General features: G+C 28.1%; 7 protein-coding genes. All 7 read right to left on the bottom strand.

Going from position 1 to position 19257, the window contains the following annotated elements; translation table 11 throughout:
- Positions 1-215: 215 nt before the first annotated feature.
- The 7 genes from I1A51_RS07055 to I1A51_RS07025 all read right to left on the bottom strand — a co-directional run bounded on the left by I1A51_RS07055 (position 216) and on the right by I1A51_RS07025 (position 19141).
- Positions 216-12713, bottom strand: a complete 12498-nt coding sequence (locus I1A51_RS07055) for a T9SS type B sorting domain-containing protein (RefSeq protein ID WP_196892474.1) — start codon at positions 12711-12713, stop codon at positions 216-218.
- Positions 12714-12808: 95 nt separating this feature from the next.
- Entirely contained in the window at positions 12809-13639 is an 831-nt protein-coding gene (locus I1A51_RS07050; RefSeq protein ID WP_196892472.1) for an ABC transporter permease, read from the bottom strand.
- Positions 13640-13650: 11 nt separating this feature from the next.
- Positions 13651-14553, bottom strand: a complete 903-nt coding sequence (locus tag I1A51_RS07045; RefSeq protein ID WP_196892470.1) for an ABC transporter ATP-binding protein — start codon at positions 14551-14553, stop codon at positions 13651-13653.
- Between the two features lie 264 nt (positions 14554-14817).
- Positions 14818-15489, bottom strand: coding sequence for a response regulator transcription factor (locus I1A51_RS07040; RefSeq protein WP_196892468.1), 672 nt, complete (start codon positions 15487-15489; stop codon positions 14818-14820).
- Positions 15482-16186: a sensor histidine kinase gene (locus I1A51_RS07035; RefSeq protein ID WP_231373985.1), complete on the bottom strand. Its 705-nt coding sequence runs from the start codon at positions 16184-16186 to the stop codon at positions 15482-15484. The genes I1A51_RS07040 and I1A51_RS07035 overlap by 8 nt, the downstream gene beginning before the upstream one ends.
- A 684-nt stretch (positions 16187-16870) precedes the next feature.
- Complete coding sequence (locus tag I1A51_RS07030) at positions 16871-17641, bottom strand: hypothetical protein (RefSeq protein WP_196892464.1); 771 nt, start codon at positions 17639-17641, stop codon at positions 16871-16873.
- Between the two features lie 111 nt (positions 17642-17752).
- Positions 17753-19141, bottom strand: a complete 1389-nt coding sequence (locus tag I1A51_RS07025) for a CotH kinase family protein (RefSeq protein ID WP_196892462.1) — start codon at positions 19139-19141, stop codon at positions 17753-17755.
- Positions 19142-19257 lie beyond the last annotated feature (116 nt).

The following is a 19257-nucleotide window of genomic DNA, read 5'->3' as shown; positions in this document are numbered from 1 at the left end:
TCTACATGGTATATTGCAACAGAAAAAGGGTATTTTGCTTTCATAATTTTTTCATAAAGAAAATTTCCCTTATTCTTGTAATGCAAAATAAAGTTAACAACAGTAAAGTTATTATTTGAGGGGTAAAAGTCATCAAGTTTATTTAAAGGCAAAAATTTTGATGATAAAAAAATAGGAATGGATAAAACCATTCCTATTTTAATTTTCAGAAATAATTATCGTCGTATTAAACTAAAGTGTCCTTTATAATTTATCTCCTCTCCTTCTCTAGTTACTAAATTAATCGTAAACCAATAATCCGAAGAAGGTAATTCTAATCCATTATACGTTCCATCCCAACCTTTACTTTTAATATTAAATTGAGATATAACTTTTCCAAATCGATCGTAAATGATTACTTTATTTGAACTAAACTGATCTGTATCAAATCCTGTTACTTGCCAATAATCATGCATTCCATCATCATTTGGTGTAAAATATTGAGGGAATCCCATAATCGAGAATGGAAGTGAAATCGTCGAACATCCTTCTTGATTTCTAACATAAATCACATGATCTCCTGCTGTAACATGTTCAAAATAAGGTTCTGTTTGATAATTTCCATCTACTTCATCTAAAGAAAATTCAAATCCAGTATCAGATTCATTTTGCACATTTACAGTAACGGAATTTCCATTAATTTCTAAATCTGCTTTTGTAACTTCTGGAACAACAATTGGAATTAACTCTACAATTTTCGAACTTTCACAACCTGATGCACTTATGACAGTAACAGCATACATTCCTGCATTTTGTACATAAATTGCTTGTGAATCTCCAATATTTGCACCATTTTCATCCATCCATTGATATGTATATCCTCCTGGATTTTCAATAGAAGCATTTAAAACATGATCAAATCCTTCACAAATATATTGTGGTGAATCTAATTCAAAATCAGGTAAAGGATTTACAATTAACATAAATGATCTTTCTGTATTCGCACAACCATTTTCAATGCTTTCTACACGGATAAATAATTCCTGAGCATGTGGAATTGTATTTGTATAATTTCCAATTGCTATTGGATTACTTCCATTTTCTGCTTCTTCTGAAGAAATATGATATGTAATATTATGTGTTGTCAAATTAATTCCAGCAGCAATAATTCCATCATGTTCATGTAAATCAAACGTTTGAATTCCATCCGTATCATCATCACAAGCTTCTAAATCAGGGAAATTCGGAACTTTAGGCATATCATAAACATGTAAATTAAATGGAATGATTGGTGTTGAACAATTTGTTGCTGGATTTGTAACTACAACAAATAAAGTTTCAAAATCTGGTGTTGCATTTGTGTATTGTGTAGCAAAAATCTGATTTGTATTGTTTTCTGCATCAACTTGTGTTGGATAAATATTTGCAAAATGATTCTCAATTCCATTTTCTTGTAATAAGAATCCTATATGATTTGTAATTGAAAATTGTGCAAATCCGTCACCATCTTCATCACAATTTTCCATATCTGGAATTGCAGTAAAAGGAATTTCATCTGCCAGTTCTACTCTAATTACTTTTCTATTTTCACAAAATTGATTTCTCACAACCAAAGTATAAGTTCCAGCTTGTGAAACTTCCAATGTGCTATCTGTTCCAACTATAGTATTCACTTGGTCATACCAAATATATGTCGCATTTGTATCTGAAACATTTAAAGGCTCTAAAATCAATGTGGAATTTGGACACAATAATTGATTTTCTTCCATTTCAAAATCTACATATTCTCTTACAACCAAATCAAAAGTCGTATAAGCTGGACAACCATTTGAATTGTCAACTGCTCTTACCCAAATTGTTTGATTTTGAGGAATTATATTCGTATAATTTCCTATTGGAATTGCACTTGTATTATTTCTTGCATCTGACTCAGATTCATGATATGAAATCGTATGATTTGACATACTTGTTAAATCAGTATTTGTTTTAGAATGAATATCAAATAGACTCATAAAACCATCATTATCATCATCACACATTTCCATATTTGTCATTATAGGCATTACAGGAATTTCTCTAACATTTAAATTAAATGTAACATCTGTATTAAAACATCCAGTTTGATTGTCTATAATTCTTGTGTAAATCGTTTGACTATTAGGAATTATATTTGTGTATAATGTATTTAAATCCATTGGAACAATATTATTATCTGCATTATTCTGACTTGTATACATAAATACAGAATATTGATTCACAGGATAATTTGCCAAAACTGTTTGCATATGATTTTGTAAATCGAAACTCATCATTCCATCATAATCATCATCACACACAAACATGTCTGGAATAGCAGTCATTGCAATTTCTGGATGCGCTGTTATTTCAAAAGTTTTAGAATTTGAACAATTCTGATTTGTAACTGTTAAAGTATAAATTCCAATCTGCGTAACATCAATAGTTTCAGAGTTTCCAATCGAATTCCCTGTAACATCAAACCATTCATACATTACTCCTGTTTCACTTACATTTGCAGCTTGTAGCGTTACAAATGAATCTTGACATAATTTGTCATCCCCAACAATATCAAATTCCACAATTTCATTTACAATTAATTCAAAAGAAGAATAAGCCGGACAATTATTTGTGTTATCTTCTACTCTAACCCAAATTGTCTGATTTTGCGCTACAATATTTGTATAATTTCCAACAGCAATCGGATTCGAATTATTTTGTGCATCATTTTCTGATTCATGATACGAAATTGAATGATTTGTTAAACTCGCTAAATCTGTTGTCGTTACAGAATGAACATCAAATAAGTTCATAAATCCATCATTATCGTCATCGCACAATTCTAAATTAGAAATTGTTGGAATTGTTGGAATTTCTTGAACAATAACACTAAATGTAACATCTGTTGAAGAACATCCAGTGTTAGTATCCAAGATGTTTGTAAAGATAGTTTGGTTAGTTGTCGTACTATTTGTAAATAAGTTATTTAGGTCAATCGGATTCGTTGTATTTTCAGCATCATTTTGTGATGTATAAAGATCTATTGTATATTCTCCATTTGGATAATTTATATTTAAATATGTATCAATATGAGATTTTAAGTCAAAATTTGAAATTCCATCATAATCATCATCACATTCAAACATATCTGGAAGCGATGTAATTTGAACTAATGGATGTGCAGTTATTTCAAAAGTTTTAGAATTAGAACAATTCTGATTTGTAACTGTTAAAGTATAAATTCCAATCTGTGTAACATCAATAGTTTCAGAGTTTCCAATCGAATTTCCTGTTACATCAAACCATTCATATGTTACTCCTGTTTCACTTACATTTGCAGCTTGAAGCGTTACAAAAGAATCTTGACACAATTTATCATCACCAACAATATCAAATTCTACAATTTCATTTACAATTAATTCAAAAGAAGAATAAGCTGAACAATTATTTGTGTTATCTTCTACTCTAACCCAAATTGTTTGATTTTGCGCTACAGTATTTGTATAGTTTCCAACAGCAATTGGATTCGAATTATTTTGTGCATCATTTTCTGATTCATGATACGAAATTGAATGATTTGTTAAACTCGCTAAATCTGTTGTCGTTACAGAATGAACATCAAACGAATTCATAAATCCGTCATTATCATCATCACATAATTCTAAATTAGAAATTGTTGGAATTGTTGGAATTTCTTGAACAACAACACTGAATGATACATCTGTATTATAACATCCAGTGGTGTTATCCAAGATTTTAGTGAAAATAATTTGATTGGTTGCAGTTGTATTTGTAAATGGATTATTTATATCAATCGGGTTTACTTCATTAATTGCATCGTTTTGACTTGTAAATAATGTGATTGAATACTGATTTGCCGCATAATTTGAGACTACATTTTGAATATGTGTATTTAAATCAAAATTCGCAATTCCATCATAATCATCATCACATTCTAACAAATCAGGAATAGAAGTTATTTCTAAATCTGCTAATCTTCTAACTAAAATTTCTTTTGTGTTTGAACAATTTCCATTTGAAACTGTTACAGAAAAAGTTCCTTCATCACTTACAGTAACTGTATCTGTATTTCCAATTACCGTGTTATTTTCATCCAACCATTCATAAGTTACTCCAGATTCACTAACATTTTCAACTTTTAAAGTCGTAAATGAAAATGGACAAAGTGTTTCTTCATCCACTAAATCAAATTCGACAAACTTATGAACGAATAATTCAAACGAACTATAAGCTGGACAATTATTTGTGTTATCTTCAACTCTAACCCAAATTGTTTGATTTTCCGATACAATATTTGTATAATTTCCAGCAGCAATCGGATTCGAATTATTTTGTGCATCATTTTCTGATTCATGATAAGAAATCGAATGATTTGTCAAACTTACTAAATCTGTTGTCGTTACAGAATGAATATCGAATAAGTTCATAAATCCATCATTATCATCATCACACAATTCTAAATTAGAAATCGCTGGAATTGTAGTAATTTCTTGAACAATAACACTAAATGTAACATCTGTTGAAGAACATCCAGTGTTAGTATCCAAGATGTTGGTATAGATTATTTGGTTGGTTAAAGTTGTATTTATAAAAGGATTATTTAAATCAATCGGATTCGTATTTGAATCTGCATCATTTTGATTTGTAAATAAATCCATTGTATATTCTCCGTTTGGATAATTTGCATTTAAATAAGAATCAATATGTGTTTTTAAATCAAAACTTCCTATTCCATCATAATCATCATCACATTCTAACAAATCTGGAAGTGCTGTAATTTGAATTTCTGGATGATGTTCGACAGTAATAATTTTTGAAACTTCACAGTTCGGTCTTGAAATCGTAATTGTATAATTCCCTGGTGTTGAAGTTGTATAATCTTGAGTTGTTGCTAAAGAATTTCCTGATTCATCAAACCATTCAAAAGCTACGTTATTATCACTTAAATTATATGGAGAAAGTGTAATTGTTTCATTCGAACAGAATTGCTGTGGCGTATCTACGTCATAAGTTAAAGCAGATTCTACAAATAATTCAAACGTTTCAGAAACATCATAACATCCAGAATTTAAATTCTCTATACGAATAAAAATAGTTTGCGGATTTGATGTATTTGTATAATTTCCAGTTGGAATTGGATTAAAATCTCCTTCGGCATCCGCTAAAGTTTCATGATAAGAAACTTCATAATCATTTGGATCTAAATTCGCATAAATAAATGAAGAATTTTGATGTACATTAAAATCTTGAACAATTCCATTTGCATTATCTCCATCTAAATCATTATCACAAGTTGTCATATTTGGCAATGAAATTGGAACAGGCAAAGGATTTACAATAATTTCAAAACTCACATTCGTTACAAAACATCCTGTAAGATTATTGGTAATATTTGTAAAAATTGTTTGTTGATTTATTGTTGTATTTATATACGGATTCCCTGTTATAGCATTTACATTATTTTCAGCATCTGCTATCGTTTCATGTAATGTAATCGTATATTCTCCATTATTATAATTTGTTAAAATCGAATTCACATGATTCGTTAAATCAAAATTTGCAAATCCATCTGTATCATCATCACAAACTTCTAAATTCGGAATTGTTGTAATTGCAACTTCATCTAACATATTTACAGTTGTCGATTGTGCATAAATACATCCATCTTCATTTGTAACTGTCAATGTATAATTTCCTGCATCTGTCACATCCAATGTTTGCGTTGTTGCTAAAATATTTCCATTAATATCTGACCATTCAAATGTTGTATTTCCAGTAAAAATTCCATCTGGATTTAAAGTTAAAATTGTTCCAGGACATAATTCTTGTGGACTAAATAATGTAAACAATGGACTATCATTCACATTTATATCAAAAGTTGTAGTGTCAAAACAATTTGTATCCGTATTTTCTACACGAATATAAATTGTCTGCGGATTTGATGTATTTGTATAATTTCCATTTAGAATTGCATTTGTGTTATTTTCCGCATCTGTTAATGTTTCATGATAAGTAATTGTATGTAAATTACTATCTAAAGTTTGAAAAATAATAGCTGTTTGTGCATGAATATCAAAATCCATAAATCCATCATTATCATCATCACAAAGTGAAATTGGATCTAAATTTGGAATTACAGGTAACGGATTTACAATTAAATCAAATGTTACATCTGTCACATAGCAATTTGTATTATTGTTTGTAATATTTGTATAAATCGTTTGTTGATTTATAACTGTATTTATATATGGATTTGTTGTAATTGGATTTGTATTATTTTGCGCATCAATTTGCGATTCAAAAAGCGTAATTGTATATTCTCCATTATTATAATTTGCTAAAACTGAATTCACATGATTTGTTAAATCAAAATTCACAAATCCATCTGAATCATCATCACAAACTTCTATATTTGGAAGCGTGGAAATCGCAACCTCATCTAACATAATTATTGTAATTGTTTGTGTATAAATACATCCATCATTATTTGTAACTGTTAATGTATAATCTCCAGCATCAGTCACATTCAGCATTTGAGAATTTCCTAAAACATTACTATTTCCATCTGTCCATTCGAAAGTTGTTCCGCCACCAAAAACAGTATTCGGTCCTAAAAGTAAAGTTTCTCCTGGACAAATATTTTGTGGACTTGGAATTGTAAATAATGGACTATCATTCACATTTAAATCGAATGTTACTGTATCAAAACAATTTGTATTTGTATTTTCTACACGAATATAAATTGTCTGCGGATTTGATGTATTTGTATAGTTTCCATTCGGAAGAGCATTTACATTATTTTGTGCATCTGCTAAAGTTTCATGATAAGTTATTGTATGTAAATTACTATCTAAAGTTTGGAAAATTATCGCAGTTTGTGAATGAATATCAAAATCCATAAATCCATCATTATCATCATCACAAAGTGTAATTGGATCTAAATTTGGAATGTCTGGTAAAGGATCAATAATTAAATCAAAAGTAATATCTGTTACAATACAACCTGTATTATTGTTTGTAATATTAGTATAAATTGTTACAGAATTTTGTCCATTTACTGTATAAAGATTATTTGTATCAATTTCATTCGTATCGTTAATTGCATCTGTTTGTGTTTCATAAACTTTCACTGTAAATTCATTCACAGCAAATCCTAATAACACATCATCAATATGTGATTTTAAATCAAAATCTGTCGCATCATCACTATTATCATAACAAGCATTCATATCTGGAATTACTTGTAGAGCAATATCATTTGACTCAATCACAGTTATCGTTTGTGAAGTTTGACAATCAAATGCATTTCTTACAGTTACAGTATAATCTCCTTCTTGACTTACTGTTACTGTTGCAGAATTTCCTATTGAATTATTATTTTCATCAAACCATTCATAAATTGGATTTGGTGAAGAAACATTATCAGCCGAAAGTGTCACAGTTGCATTCGGACAAATTTGTTGAGGTGTAATCACATCAAATTCTGGAAGTGGATTTACAATCAAATCAAAATTTCCAATACTTGTACAATTTGTCGGATTATTTTCTAAACGAATATAAATTGTTTGTGGATTGGTTGTATTTGTAAAGTTTCCAACTGGAATAGGATTTACATCATTTTGCGCATCAGCTTGGGTTAAATGAAAAGTTACATTATGATCTGTTAATCCATTTAAAATGAAACCTGATAAAGAATGAATATCAAATGTCGAAACAATTCCATCGTCATCATCATCACACAATTCTAAATCAGGAACAGAAACAATTATCGGGAGTGGATTTACTATAAGATCAAAAGTAACAGAACTAATAGTACAATTGGTATCGTTATTAGTAATGCTAGTATAAATCGTTTGCGAATTTGCTGTTTGGTTCGTAAACGGATTGCTAATAATTTCGTTCGTTTCATTTTGCGCATCATTTAGGTTAGTATATAATTTGATAGTATATTCATTTGGATTAAAATTCCCCAATACATTATCAATATGATTTGTCAAATCAAAACTTGCAAAGCCATCTGTATCATCATCACAAATTTCTAAATCTGGAATCGTAATTGTTATTGGCATTGTTTCTAAAACTGTAACTGTTTGCGAAACAGAACAATTTAGATTGGAAACTGTCAAAGTATAATCTCCTGCTGTATTTACTGTTAAATTCTGATTTGTTCCTAAAGAATTAGAATTCGAATCAAACCATTCATAAGATAAATTTGTTCCTACAATATTTGTTGGCTCTAAAACAATACTTTCACCGAAACATAAAGTTTGCGGTGTATCTAAATCAAAATTTGGTAAAGGATTTACTATTAAATCAAACGAACCAGTAATTGAACATCCTGTTGGATCATTTTCTAATCGAATAAAAATAGTTTGTGGATTCGCTGTATTTGTAAAATTCGTTACATCAACAATTGGATTTGTGTCATTTTCTGCATCAGCTTGGGTTTCATGATAAGTTACATCATGATCTGTTAATCCATTAAGAATTAAAGCATCTTGATTTTGTAAATTAAACCCAGAAACAAATCCATCATAATCATCATCACAAAGTTCTAAATCTGGAATTGCAGCAATCACAGGAAGTGGATTTACAATAATATCAAAAGTCACATCTTCTTCGATACATCCAGTTGTATTGTTTGTAATATTTGTATAAATCGTTTGTGAATTTATAGTTGCATTTGTATAAGCATTATTATTTGTTATTTCATTCGTGTCATTTTGTAAATCTACCTGTGTTGGATATGCTTTAATTGAATATTCTCCTAGAGCATAATTTCCTTCAATTGCATCTAAATGAGCTTCAATATCAAAAACAGCAAAACCATCTGTATCATCATCACAAACTTCTATATTTGGAATTGTTGTAATTGCAATTGGTGGAAATTCTGTCACAGTTACAGTTTCTGAACTTACACACCCATTTGAATCTGTCATTGTAAACGTATAATCTCCTACTGTATTTACAGTTAAATTTTGATTCGTTCCTAAAGAATTGGAATTTGAATCTGTCCATTCAAAAGTTGCACTTGGATCTGAAAGATTATCAGGAGAAAGTGTTAAACTTCCATTTGGACAAATATTTTGAGAAGAATCTAAATCAAATGTTGGTAAAGGGTGTACAATAACATCAAATTCATACACAGAAGTACAACCAACAATTGTATTTACAACTCGAATGTAAAGTGTTTGTTGATTCGGAATTGTATTCGTAAAATTAGATAAAGAACCAAAAATTGGATCTGTATTATTTAAAGCACCATTTTCTGAATAATGATAAGTTACAACATATCCTCCATGAATTACTAAAGGTGTTTGACTTCCAATATTAAACCCAGAAACAATTCCGTCAGTATCATCATCACAAAGTTGAAGTGTTGGCAAATCAAATACTTCAGGCGATTCTTTTATAATCAAATCAAAAGTTAAATCTGTTCTTGAACACCCTGTGGTATTATGAGTAATATTTGTATAAATTGTTTGTGTATCAGAAACTGTATTTTGATAAGAATCACTTGTTATTTCATTCGTATCATTTTGCGCATCATTTAAACTTTCATAAGCTTTAATAGTATAATCAGAACCTCCGAATCCATTTAAATGAGCAGTTAAATCAAAAATCCAAAAACCATCATTATCATCATCACAAACTTCCATATCTGGAATTGAATTCACCGAAATTGCTGGATGCAAATTAACAGTTACAGTTTCTGAAGTAGAACATCCATTTGTATCTGTAACTGTGATTGTATAATCTCCAATTGTGGAAACAGTTAAATCTTGCGTTGTTCCTAAAGAATTCAAACCAGAATCAAACCATTCAAACGTAGCTCCTGCATCCGAAACATTAGTTGGAGAAAGTGTAATATCTTCTCCCGAACACATATTTTGAGGTGAATCAATTGTAAAAGTTGGTAACGCATTAACAGAAAGCTCAAAAGTACTTGTATTATAACATTCTGTTGGATTATTTTCTAATCGAATATAAATTGTTTGTGGATTGGATGTATTTGTAAAGTTTGCTGGACTTGCAATTGGGCTTGTATCATTATCTGCATCACTTTGTGTTGTGTGATATGTTACATTATGATTTGTTAATCCATTCAAAATTGTTGCATCATGTTCTTGTAAATTAAATCCAGAAACTAAACCATCTGTATCGTCATCACATAAAGCTAAATCTGTAACAGCAGGAATAATTGGATATGGATTTACAATTAAATCAAAAGTCACATCATGATTTTCACAGCCTGTTGTATTGTTTATAATCTTCGTGTAAACTGTCATGGAATTGACAGTTGCATTTTGATAATTCGAATCTGTAATTTCAGAAACATCATTTAAAGCATGAGATGCATCTTTATAAGCTTTAATTGTATATAAACCTGGAGCATAATTTCCTTCAATAGCTGCTAAATGTGAAGTTAAATCGAAAATTGCCAATCCATCATTATCATCATCACAAACTTCAATAGCTGGAATTGTAGTAATTTCAATAGCTGGATGACTTTTAATTTCTATTGATTTTGTTTCAATACAATTTGAATTTGTTTTTACCTCTAATTCATAAATTCCAATTTCTGTTACAATTAAATCTTTTGAAACGCTAATTAAATTAGAATCTTTTAACCAACGATATGTTACATTTGCACTTTGTACATCTGGCTCAACTAACAGAGAACCATCTGGACAAAGAAAAGCTTCTGTATCTAAAGTAAAAACGGGTTTAGGATTTACTCTTAAAATTACAAAATCATAATCCACACAACCTGTATCTGTATTTTCTAATCGAATAACAACCGAGTCAACATTTGGAGATGTGTTCGTATAAGGTGCATCTGGAATAGGATTTAAATTACTTTCTGCCATCACAATGTTTGTATGATAAGATACACTATAAATATTTGTATCTAAACCAGACAAAACATCTGTACTTAAGGAATGAATATCGAAATCCATAAACCCATCATTATCATCATCACAAAGTGTTAAACTACTTGGAACTCCTGAATTGATATCTGGAACAGGATTTACAATTAAATCAAAAGAACCAATTTCAAGCAAACATCCAGTAGTTTTATCTTCTATTCTAACAAAAATTGTTTCTTGATTTAGTGTCTCATTTTCATAAACACTATCTGTAATTTCATTGGTTTCATTTTCTGCGTCAGATTGTGATTTATAAAAGCTTATATTAAAACTTAAAAAATCACCATTTGTAATAACATTTGCATGCGTATTTACTAAATCAAAATCTGTTTGTCCATTATTTTTATTAGCATCATCATCACAAAGTTCATAATCTGCAAAATTGAAAGAATTTGTGTTTGCATGAACTTGTAAATTGAAACTTTTACTAGTATCAGCACAACCTGAAGCAATATTTTCTACTCTAATATAAATAGTTTCTGAAGCTGAGGTATTTGTATAAGGATTACCCAAAGCTCCAGTATCATTTTGAGCATCTACGGCTGTTCCGTGAAATGTCACATTATATTCACTTGCATTTAAAGAACCTAAAACTTCTGTTTCTTGACTACTGAAATCAATGGAACTTAAAACACCATCACTTGGTGTTCCATCATCATCACAATATTCTATATCATTTACATCTTGAACTGTTGGAACCGCAGAAACATTTAAAGTTAATTCCCCAATTGCATGACAATTATTTCCACTTGCCAAAATAAATATTTCTGTTCCATCTGAAGCATTATAATTTGCTGGATTTATATTATTAATTCCATCTTTCAAATTACTCATCGATTCATAGTAACGAACTGTAACTGTATTCGGATCTGGAACAAATAAACTAACTGCATCTGATAAATTAAACATTTCATTTCCATCACCATTTGAATCACAAGAACTCAGCTCAATTGGAACTTTTTGTGTAGAAACTACATTGATATTAAAAGTACTTGAACCTTCACAAGAATTATTTAAATTACTAATTACTTTTACAAAAATTGGTTCTGAAGTTGTAATGTTTACATATGCATTTGGAGAAGCAATTTGTTCTGTATAACCGTTGTCTTTATAATATTCAAAAGTATAATTACTCGCTGTTAATCCATTTAAAATATATGTTTCATTTTCTGTTAAATCGAAAACAACAAAATCATCATCAATAGTTCCTGAAGATTCATTATCACATAAATTCATCGATGGAACTCCTCCACTATTGATTGTCATTTCAACGATTCCAATCGAGAAAGAAGTTGTTTCATAATTTGTAGGATCTGCATCTTCTTCTACACGAACATAAATTGTTTCTGTCGTATAAGCACTTGCGTTTTCATAAGGAATGGCGAGAGCAGAAATTCCAGCATCGGCATCTGCTTGTGTATTGTGGTAAGAAACTTTATAATCTAGCGGACTTAATCCGTCTAAAATTTCAGAATCTTTTTGTGTATCTAAAAAGAATTTTACTAAACCGTCTCCATCATCACAAAGATATAAGTCATCTGGAGTTTTAATAGGAAAAGTTCCTAAACTTACAGGTTTTTCTTCTATAGTAAAATCTGAGCTTATAAAGTTTTTTTGTTCAAAATAAAACCTTTTATGAATAGGTAATTTTGCTTTATAAGCATCAGAATTATTATAATTTTTTCGTTTATCAATGGGGTTATATTTATGTGCGAAAACATGAGTACACAGAAATATAAATACGACGAATATGTAATATTTCTTCATAATATTCTTTGGGGTTTTATAACTTAAAGTTACGAATCCAAAGAATAAAATAAAACGTAATTAACTGATTTTTAACTACTTAAAACATATATTTATTATAAATCTCTCCTCAATAAAAGTTTATAAGAGAAGAAAATAAAGATAAAAATCCAGAATAGTACAATTAAATATTCATACCATTGTGTTGCAAAATTTAAATCGAAATTTTCTCCAACTGAACTTGCTAATTGTTTTACTCCAGAAAGTCTTGTCGCTGGTTCTTTAATCAAATTATACATTGAAGTTAAAGGAAAAAATTGCGTAATTGCTTCATAATCTTTGATTCCTAACCCAAATCGGATTACAGGAATTAATAATCCTTCTACAATCGATAATAAAATGATTGCTCCAATTGCAAAAGCAGATCTTTTGATTAATATTCCGAAGAATAATCCCATTGAAAAGAAAACAACTAAAGCTAAGAAATAAGCAAAAATGAAATAAATATCTGTAAAGATAATGGAAAGTTCTGTGTAAGATGAATAAATTAATCCTAAAACCATCGTTACAATAAACACGAAAATAGAAGAAATTATCGAGAAAAGTAAAACCGTATAGAATTTTGAAAGGATAAATTCTTTTTTACTCAATCCATCTATCAGGTTTTGTTTTAAAGTTTTGTTTGAATACTCATTTGAAACCATAGAAACTATTACTAATAATAGAAAAAATTTCAAATAAGAAGCTACATAAGTATTGAAGTGCCAAATATATGGAAAATTAAAAATTCCAGTATCTGCAACATTAAATTTAATTCCACCAAAGTTAAATTTGATAGAAGCAATTAAAGCGATCGAAGTTAAAAGCGCAAAATAAATAATCGAAAGTATTTTTGCGGCTTTATTATATTTAAGTTTTATTAATTCAATTTGTAATAATCGTAACATGATGAAGAAGTTTATTTGTTGTTAGTTAATTCTAAAAATTGCTGTTCTAAGCTTGGTAATCTCTTTTCGAAATAAGAAACAACAATACCTTGAGAAATTAAAAATTTATTGATTTCTGTTGCGCTAACTTCTGTGTTTAATTTTGCAACAACTTTATCAAAATCAACATTCGCTGAAGAAATTTGTGGAGATTTTTCTAAAGCAACAGCCAATTCTTCTAGAGAAATTTCTTCTGTTTTTGCTTCGATAATTCCATTTGTTGCAGACATTTCATCTACAGGTCCAGCATATAACATCACTCCTTTTCTAATAATTACAGCATGCGAACAAACTTTTTCTACTTCATCTAATAAATGAGAGGCTAATAAAATTGTAGTTCCTGTTTTTGCAATTTTCTTAATAATACTTCTAATTTCATGAATTCCTTGTGGATCTAAACCATTTGTTGGTTCATCTAGAATTAGAATTTCTGGATCATTTAACAATGCAGAAGCAATTGCTAATCTTTGTTTCATTCCTAAAGAATAGGAAGAAAACTTATAATTTTTCCATTCTAATAAATTAACAGCTTCTAATTTTTCATCAATTATATTTTTAGAAATTCCTTTGATTTTACAAACTAATTCTAAATTTTGCTGTGCAGTCATGTACGGATAAAAATTTGGTCTTTCGATGATTGCTCCAACTTTTTTCAGTGCATCATGTGTAGAAGTTTTTCCGTCAAACCAAGTAAAATTTCCTGAAGTTTTATTTACAACATTTAGAATAATTCCTAAAGTTGTAGATTTTCCACTTCCATTAGGACCTAATATTCCGTAGACATTTCCTTTTTCTATGGTAAAAGAAACATTATTTAATGCTCTTATTCTTCCGAAATCTTTCGTAAGATTTTCTATTTTCAATATTGTTTCCAAATTTCAATTTTTATTAATTACAAGAATAGGACGAATTACGAGATAATTTGTTACAAAGCCAATTCTTTTCTACATTAATTCGAAATTTATTTTTTAGAAAACTACAATAAATTATAATTGAAGATGTTTAAAAATATCGTATTGAATTTCAATATTTTATTTTATTCATTTTTTTCTTGATAAAAAACAAAGCAAAAAAATCAAGACTTGTATTTTTTAAATCAAAAATCTATAAAATTTGAATAATTTTTATCAAAGAAAACATTATTTCAAAGTAAATGGCAGAGAATAAATATCATTAGCAATTGCAAAAACAACTAAACCAACAGTGTTTTTTGCTCCCACTTTTTCCAAAATTCTTTGTCGATGATTTTCAACTGTTCTTTTACTTATGAATAATTTTTCAGCAATTTCATGATTTGTTTGTTCTTTACAAATCAATTTCAAAACTTCTATTTCTCTTTTCGATAAATCTTCTTTTGTAATGAAAGATGATTTTTTCTTTTTTTCCAAAGAATAATCTTCCAGCATTTTTTTATCTGTTTTCGTAAAATAAACATCAAATTCATCTACAGATTTAATTGCTTTTAATAACAATTCTTTGTTTGCATTTTTTGGAATAAAAGCAGAAACTCCAAGCTTAATCATATGTCCAAGCACATTTTTTTGATAGTAAGAAGAAAGAATTATCAATTTTATTTCTGGATATTTTTCTTTTAAAATTTCTACCAATTTAAATCCATTCATCGGTTTCATCTGAATATCAATCAAAGCAATATCAGGAAAGTTTTCATTTTCTAAAGCCTCTATTTTTTTTAAAAATACTTCTCCATCATCCGATTTTAAAACAATTTTCACTTTCTCTTCTTCTAAAAAAAGTAAAGAAAGCCCTTCCAGAAATAATTGTTCATCATCTATAATTGAAATTTTAATCATCTTTTTTTACTATTAAAACAATTAATCTGCAACCTTTATTCTTTGTCGATTTCCATTTAAATTTCGAATCAATTGATAGCAATCTGGATTCGATATTTTTCAAACCCATTCCTTTTTTTGTCGTTTTCAAATCAAAACCTTTTCCATTATCTTTTAATAAAAAAGAAAAAAACTTTTCACTATCTCTAAGAATAATTTCTAAGTGATTTGCATTGGCGTGTTTGATAGAATTAGTTAAAAATTCTTGAATAACTCTATAAATCTGCACTTCAAAAGTAATTTCTTTTTTCTGATAAGAATGTTGTAAAATCAATTGAATTTGAATAGAAGAGTTTATATTTGAAAGCATTTTTTCAATTGTAAAAATTAAACCCATTTCTTCCAAATTCACAGGAAACATCGTATGTGAAATATTTCTTGTAGCATTGATTAAATCTGGAATTTGAGCTGAAATTACTTCTCTGGATTTTTCATTTTTCCAAGTTTCTTCATTTTGAATCCAAAGTGAGAGAATATTTAATTTATTCCCCACATCATCATGAAGAATTTCTGCCATTCTTTTCCTTTCATTTTCTTGTGCTTCAATATATTTTTTTGAAATTTCCTTTTGATATTCTATCTCTTTTTTGAATTGAATTTTCTTTTCTTTTATTAATTTTAAAACGAAAGATCTATAAGAAACAAACGAAAAAATCATAATGATTGAAAAAACTACAATCGTCAAAATAAGAAATTTAAGATCTAACATATTTTGGAAATTTATAAAATGTATAAATCAAACTACAGTATAACAATGATGACATTAGGTTGTTCATTCCCCAAATAATAGAAGCTTTTTCTAAACTTATTTCCTGTAATTGACTCATTAAAACAAACAAAAACAAGGAAATTGAATAATAAAAAAACAATGCAAAATAATTTACCAAAATCAAACTCATCTTTTCAAAATTCCAAATTGATTTTATTAAAAGATATGCGACAGCACAACTAATTATTAAATGAAAAAGAATTTTACTATCACTATCTGTTAGATTTTTATGTTGAAAGAATAAATACATATTCTCTAACAAAAAGAAAGTAGTTAAAATGAAAATAAGAATATATGTTTGTTTTTTACTAAAAATCTTTTTAAAAATTAAGAGAGAAAGAATGAGAAATTCGCCATAAATATAAATTGGATAAAGTAAAATATTTTGAATTCTTACTACAATCAAAACATTTGAAACTATTTCTATCAAACTAAAAAAAGCTAAATAATATAAAAACCACTTCAATTCAGAGCTTAATTTTTTGAAACGAAAAATCCCGATTATTAGAGAAATTCCTAATAATGAAAGGGAAATTATTTTTACTATTTCATAAAATAAAATTGCCAAAATAATTATTCAAAAAACTTAAAATCTATTTTATCTTTACAAAATGGCGGACAAGGACTGGAAAAATCATTCGAATTTGTTTCAGAATCTACTTCTTCATCTTTTCTAAAAAATTCTCCAATAGAACTATTTAAATTAGATTTTACAAAAATCAAAATAGGATAATGCATTCCAAATAAAAGAGAATATTTTAAACCGATTAAAACTCTTATTTCTTTATTAATTTTTTCTTTTAGTTTCAAATCAGAAAACGGCACGATAAAACTTCTAAAAATACGTTCTCCTCTGTATTTTTCAATTTCATAATGAAACCAATCCATACTTCTTATTTTCCAATTTGCAATATCTTTTGAAGTTGCTCTTTCTTCTAAATTTGGTTTGCTACAAACAGAAAATTGTGTCTCTTCTTCATATTTTAAAACATTTAAATCTTTGGAGAAAGTAGTTTTTTTCAAATTCGTAACTACATCTTTTTCTAACAAAACAAAATCTTTTTTGAGTAATGACCATTTTACAGTCATATATTTTTCTAATTCTCTTCTTTCTTCTCCATTTTCATTTAATGGTACAAAAATCAATATAATATCAGTATTATGTTTACCAAAATATACATGAAAATGGTGAAAATGATTATTTCTTGAAATCCATTTACAAACATCTTCATTTAAAATAAAATTTCCATTTGGATTAAATTCTTTTTGAATTCTTTCGTAGATAAAAGTTAAATCTCTCCATTCTCCAATAGCTTTTAAACATTCTCTCTTAGATAGTTCCATGTGATCAATTGATTATTTAATTCTACAACAACTACATTCAATAAACTGATAATCAGTTTATTAAATATAATCATTATACAAATTAGAAACAATTAATTCACTGAAATACAATTATTTATCTTTCACTGAACTAACATCTAAATATTGTCCAATAAAACTTGATTGTTCATATAATTCTTTTGCGAGATTTTCAGAAATCCACTGGAATCTATTCACTAAATAAGTTTTGAATTCATCCACTTGCTTTTTATAATCTTCTTTATTTTGATTAAAAGCATTTGGCCATTTTTGACTATTTCTATCAAACATTTTTGTATCGAATAAATAAGCAACTTCCGCATCAATAAAAGTATTAATCCATTCAGGAAGTGGTGCATTTGCATCAGACATACAATGTTTTATCCATAAATTCCAAACATATTCGCAAAACAAGGAATCTTTTATAATAATATGCCACCAAACTGGTGATTGCCCATTAATTGAATACAACCAACCTTCTGGTTTTACATAACCTTGTGGATAATTTCCACAAGAAGTTGTATTTCCGTATGATTTATTTTTATCCCATAAAGGTCCAGCAAAACATTTTTCGTTATTTTTTACCATAAAAGTACTTTTATGATATCCATCTGGATCTTTGGAAATTTCGTTTAGAATAAAATAAGTTGCAAATGAAAGATAATCTGTTGTTTTTCTAACATCTTCAAATATAGAAGTAGGAATAAATTTTCCTCCGAAATTATCTAAATTATTATAAATCACAGTATAATTCCCAGCCCAACCATCAAAATCTTTTGTATAAAACCAATTTTTAAATTCTGAAATAACTTCTGGTTTTATATCTTTAAATTTTGGTTCATAAACCTCAACATTTGCTGTTAATGGCGGATTTGGTGTTAATTGTAAATATTTTTCATGACTTTCATTTAATTGAATAATCGCATATTCACTTGTAATTTTTTCTCTAGAATATGGTAAATTTATTCTTGATTTTTGAAAGCGAATTTTATCAAAATTTAAATACAATCCATGGTAATTTTCAGATAAAGATTCTGTTGAAATTTTATCTTCAATTGCTGCATTTGGTGGAAAAATAAATAATTCAAAAAATTTATATTCTGGAGCATATTCTCCCATTTTCTTTTGTTGTGTAAAAGCAAAAATAGTTCGTAACATCGTAAAATCAACTTCTCCACAATCATTAAAAACCCAATGTTTTCCTCCATTTTTCATTCCTAAAAAGTTTCCTTTTTTCGGATCTTTTTTTAATTTCACAGCAAATTGCTTCTTCGGCATATTTGCAGTTGCATCTCCTCTAACATGCATTTCTCCCTCAACTTTTATAAGTTTTGAAGAAATTTCATCAATAGAAACAGGATTTTCCAAATCAGCATCTACATAATAAATTGCTACTTCAGTTTTATATTTTGAAATTGGATCTTTATCTGGAACAATAAAAACAATAGGATTGACAAATTTTGTTGGAATTGAAATTTTCATAATTAATTTGGTTTTAATTATCACATATAATCATCTAATTTACAAACAATTAAAACTTAAATATCTCAAACTCTTGCTAATAATTATTTAAAAAACTCTTTAATTTTCTATTAAGA

The sequence above is a fragment of the Aureivirga marina genome, from assembly GCF_015767265.1.
Taxonomy (GTDB): domain Bacteria; phylum Bacteroidota; class Bacteroidia; order Flavobacteriales; family Flavobacteriaceae; genus Aureivirga; species Aureivirga marina.
Note: the sequence above shows the minus strand (reverse complement) of the source record. Positions and strands in the feature narration are given on the sequence as shown.

Bases quoted from the DNA above. Each gene is read 5' to 3' on its own strand.
- I1A51_RS07040 (WP_196892468.1), bottom strand. From the start codon at position 15,489: ATGATTAAAATTTCAATTATAGATGATGAACAATTATTTCTGGAAGGG.
- I1A51_RS07055 (WP_196892474.1), bottom strand. From the start codon at position 12,713: ATGAAGAAATATTACATATTCGTCGTATTTATATTTCTGTGTACTCAT.
- I1A51_RS07050 (WP_196892472.1), bottom strand. From the start codon at position 13,639: ATGTTACGATTATTACAAATTGAATTAATAAAACTTAAATATAATAAA.
- I1A51_RS07035 (WP_231373985.1), bottom strand. From the start codon at position 16,186: ATGATTTTTTCGTTTGTTTCTTATAGATCTTTCGTTTTAAAATTAATA.
- I1A51_RS07025 (WP_196892462.1), bottom strand. From the start codon at position 19,141: ATGAAAATTTCAATTCCAACAAAATTTGTCAATCCTATTGTTTTTATT.
- I1A51_RS07030 (WP_196892464.1), bottom strand. From the start codon at position 17,641: ATGGAACTATCTAAGAGAGAATGTTTAAAAGCTATTGGAGAATGGAGA.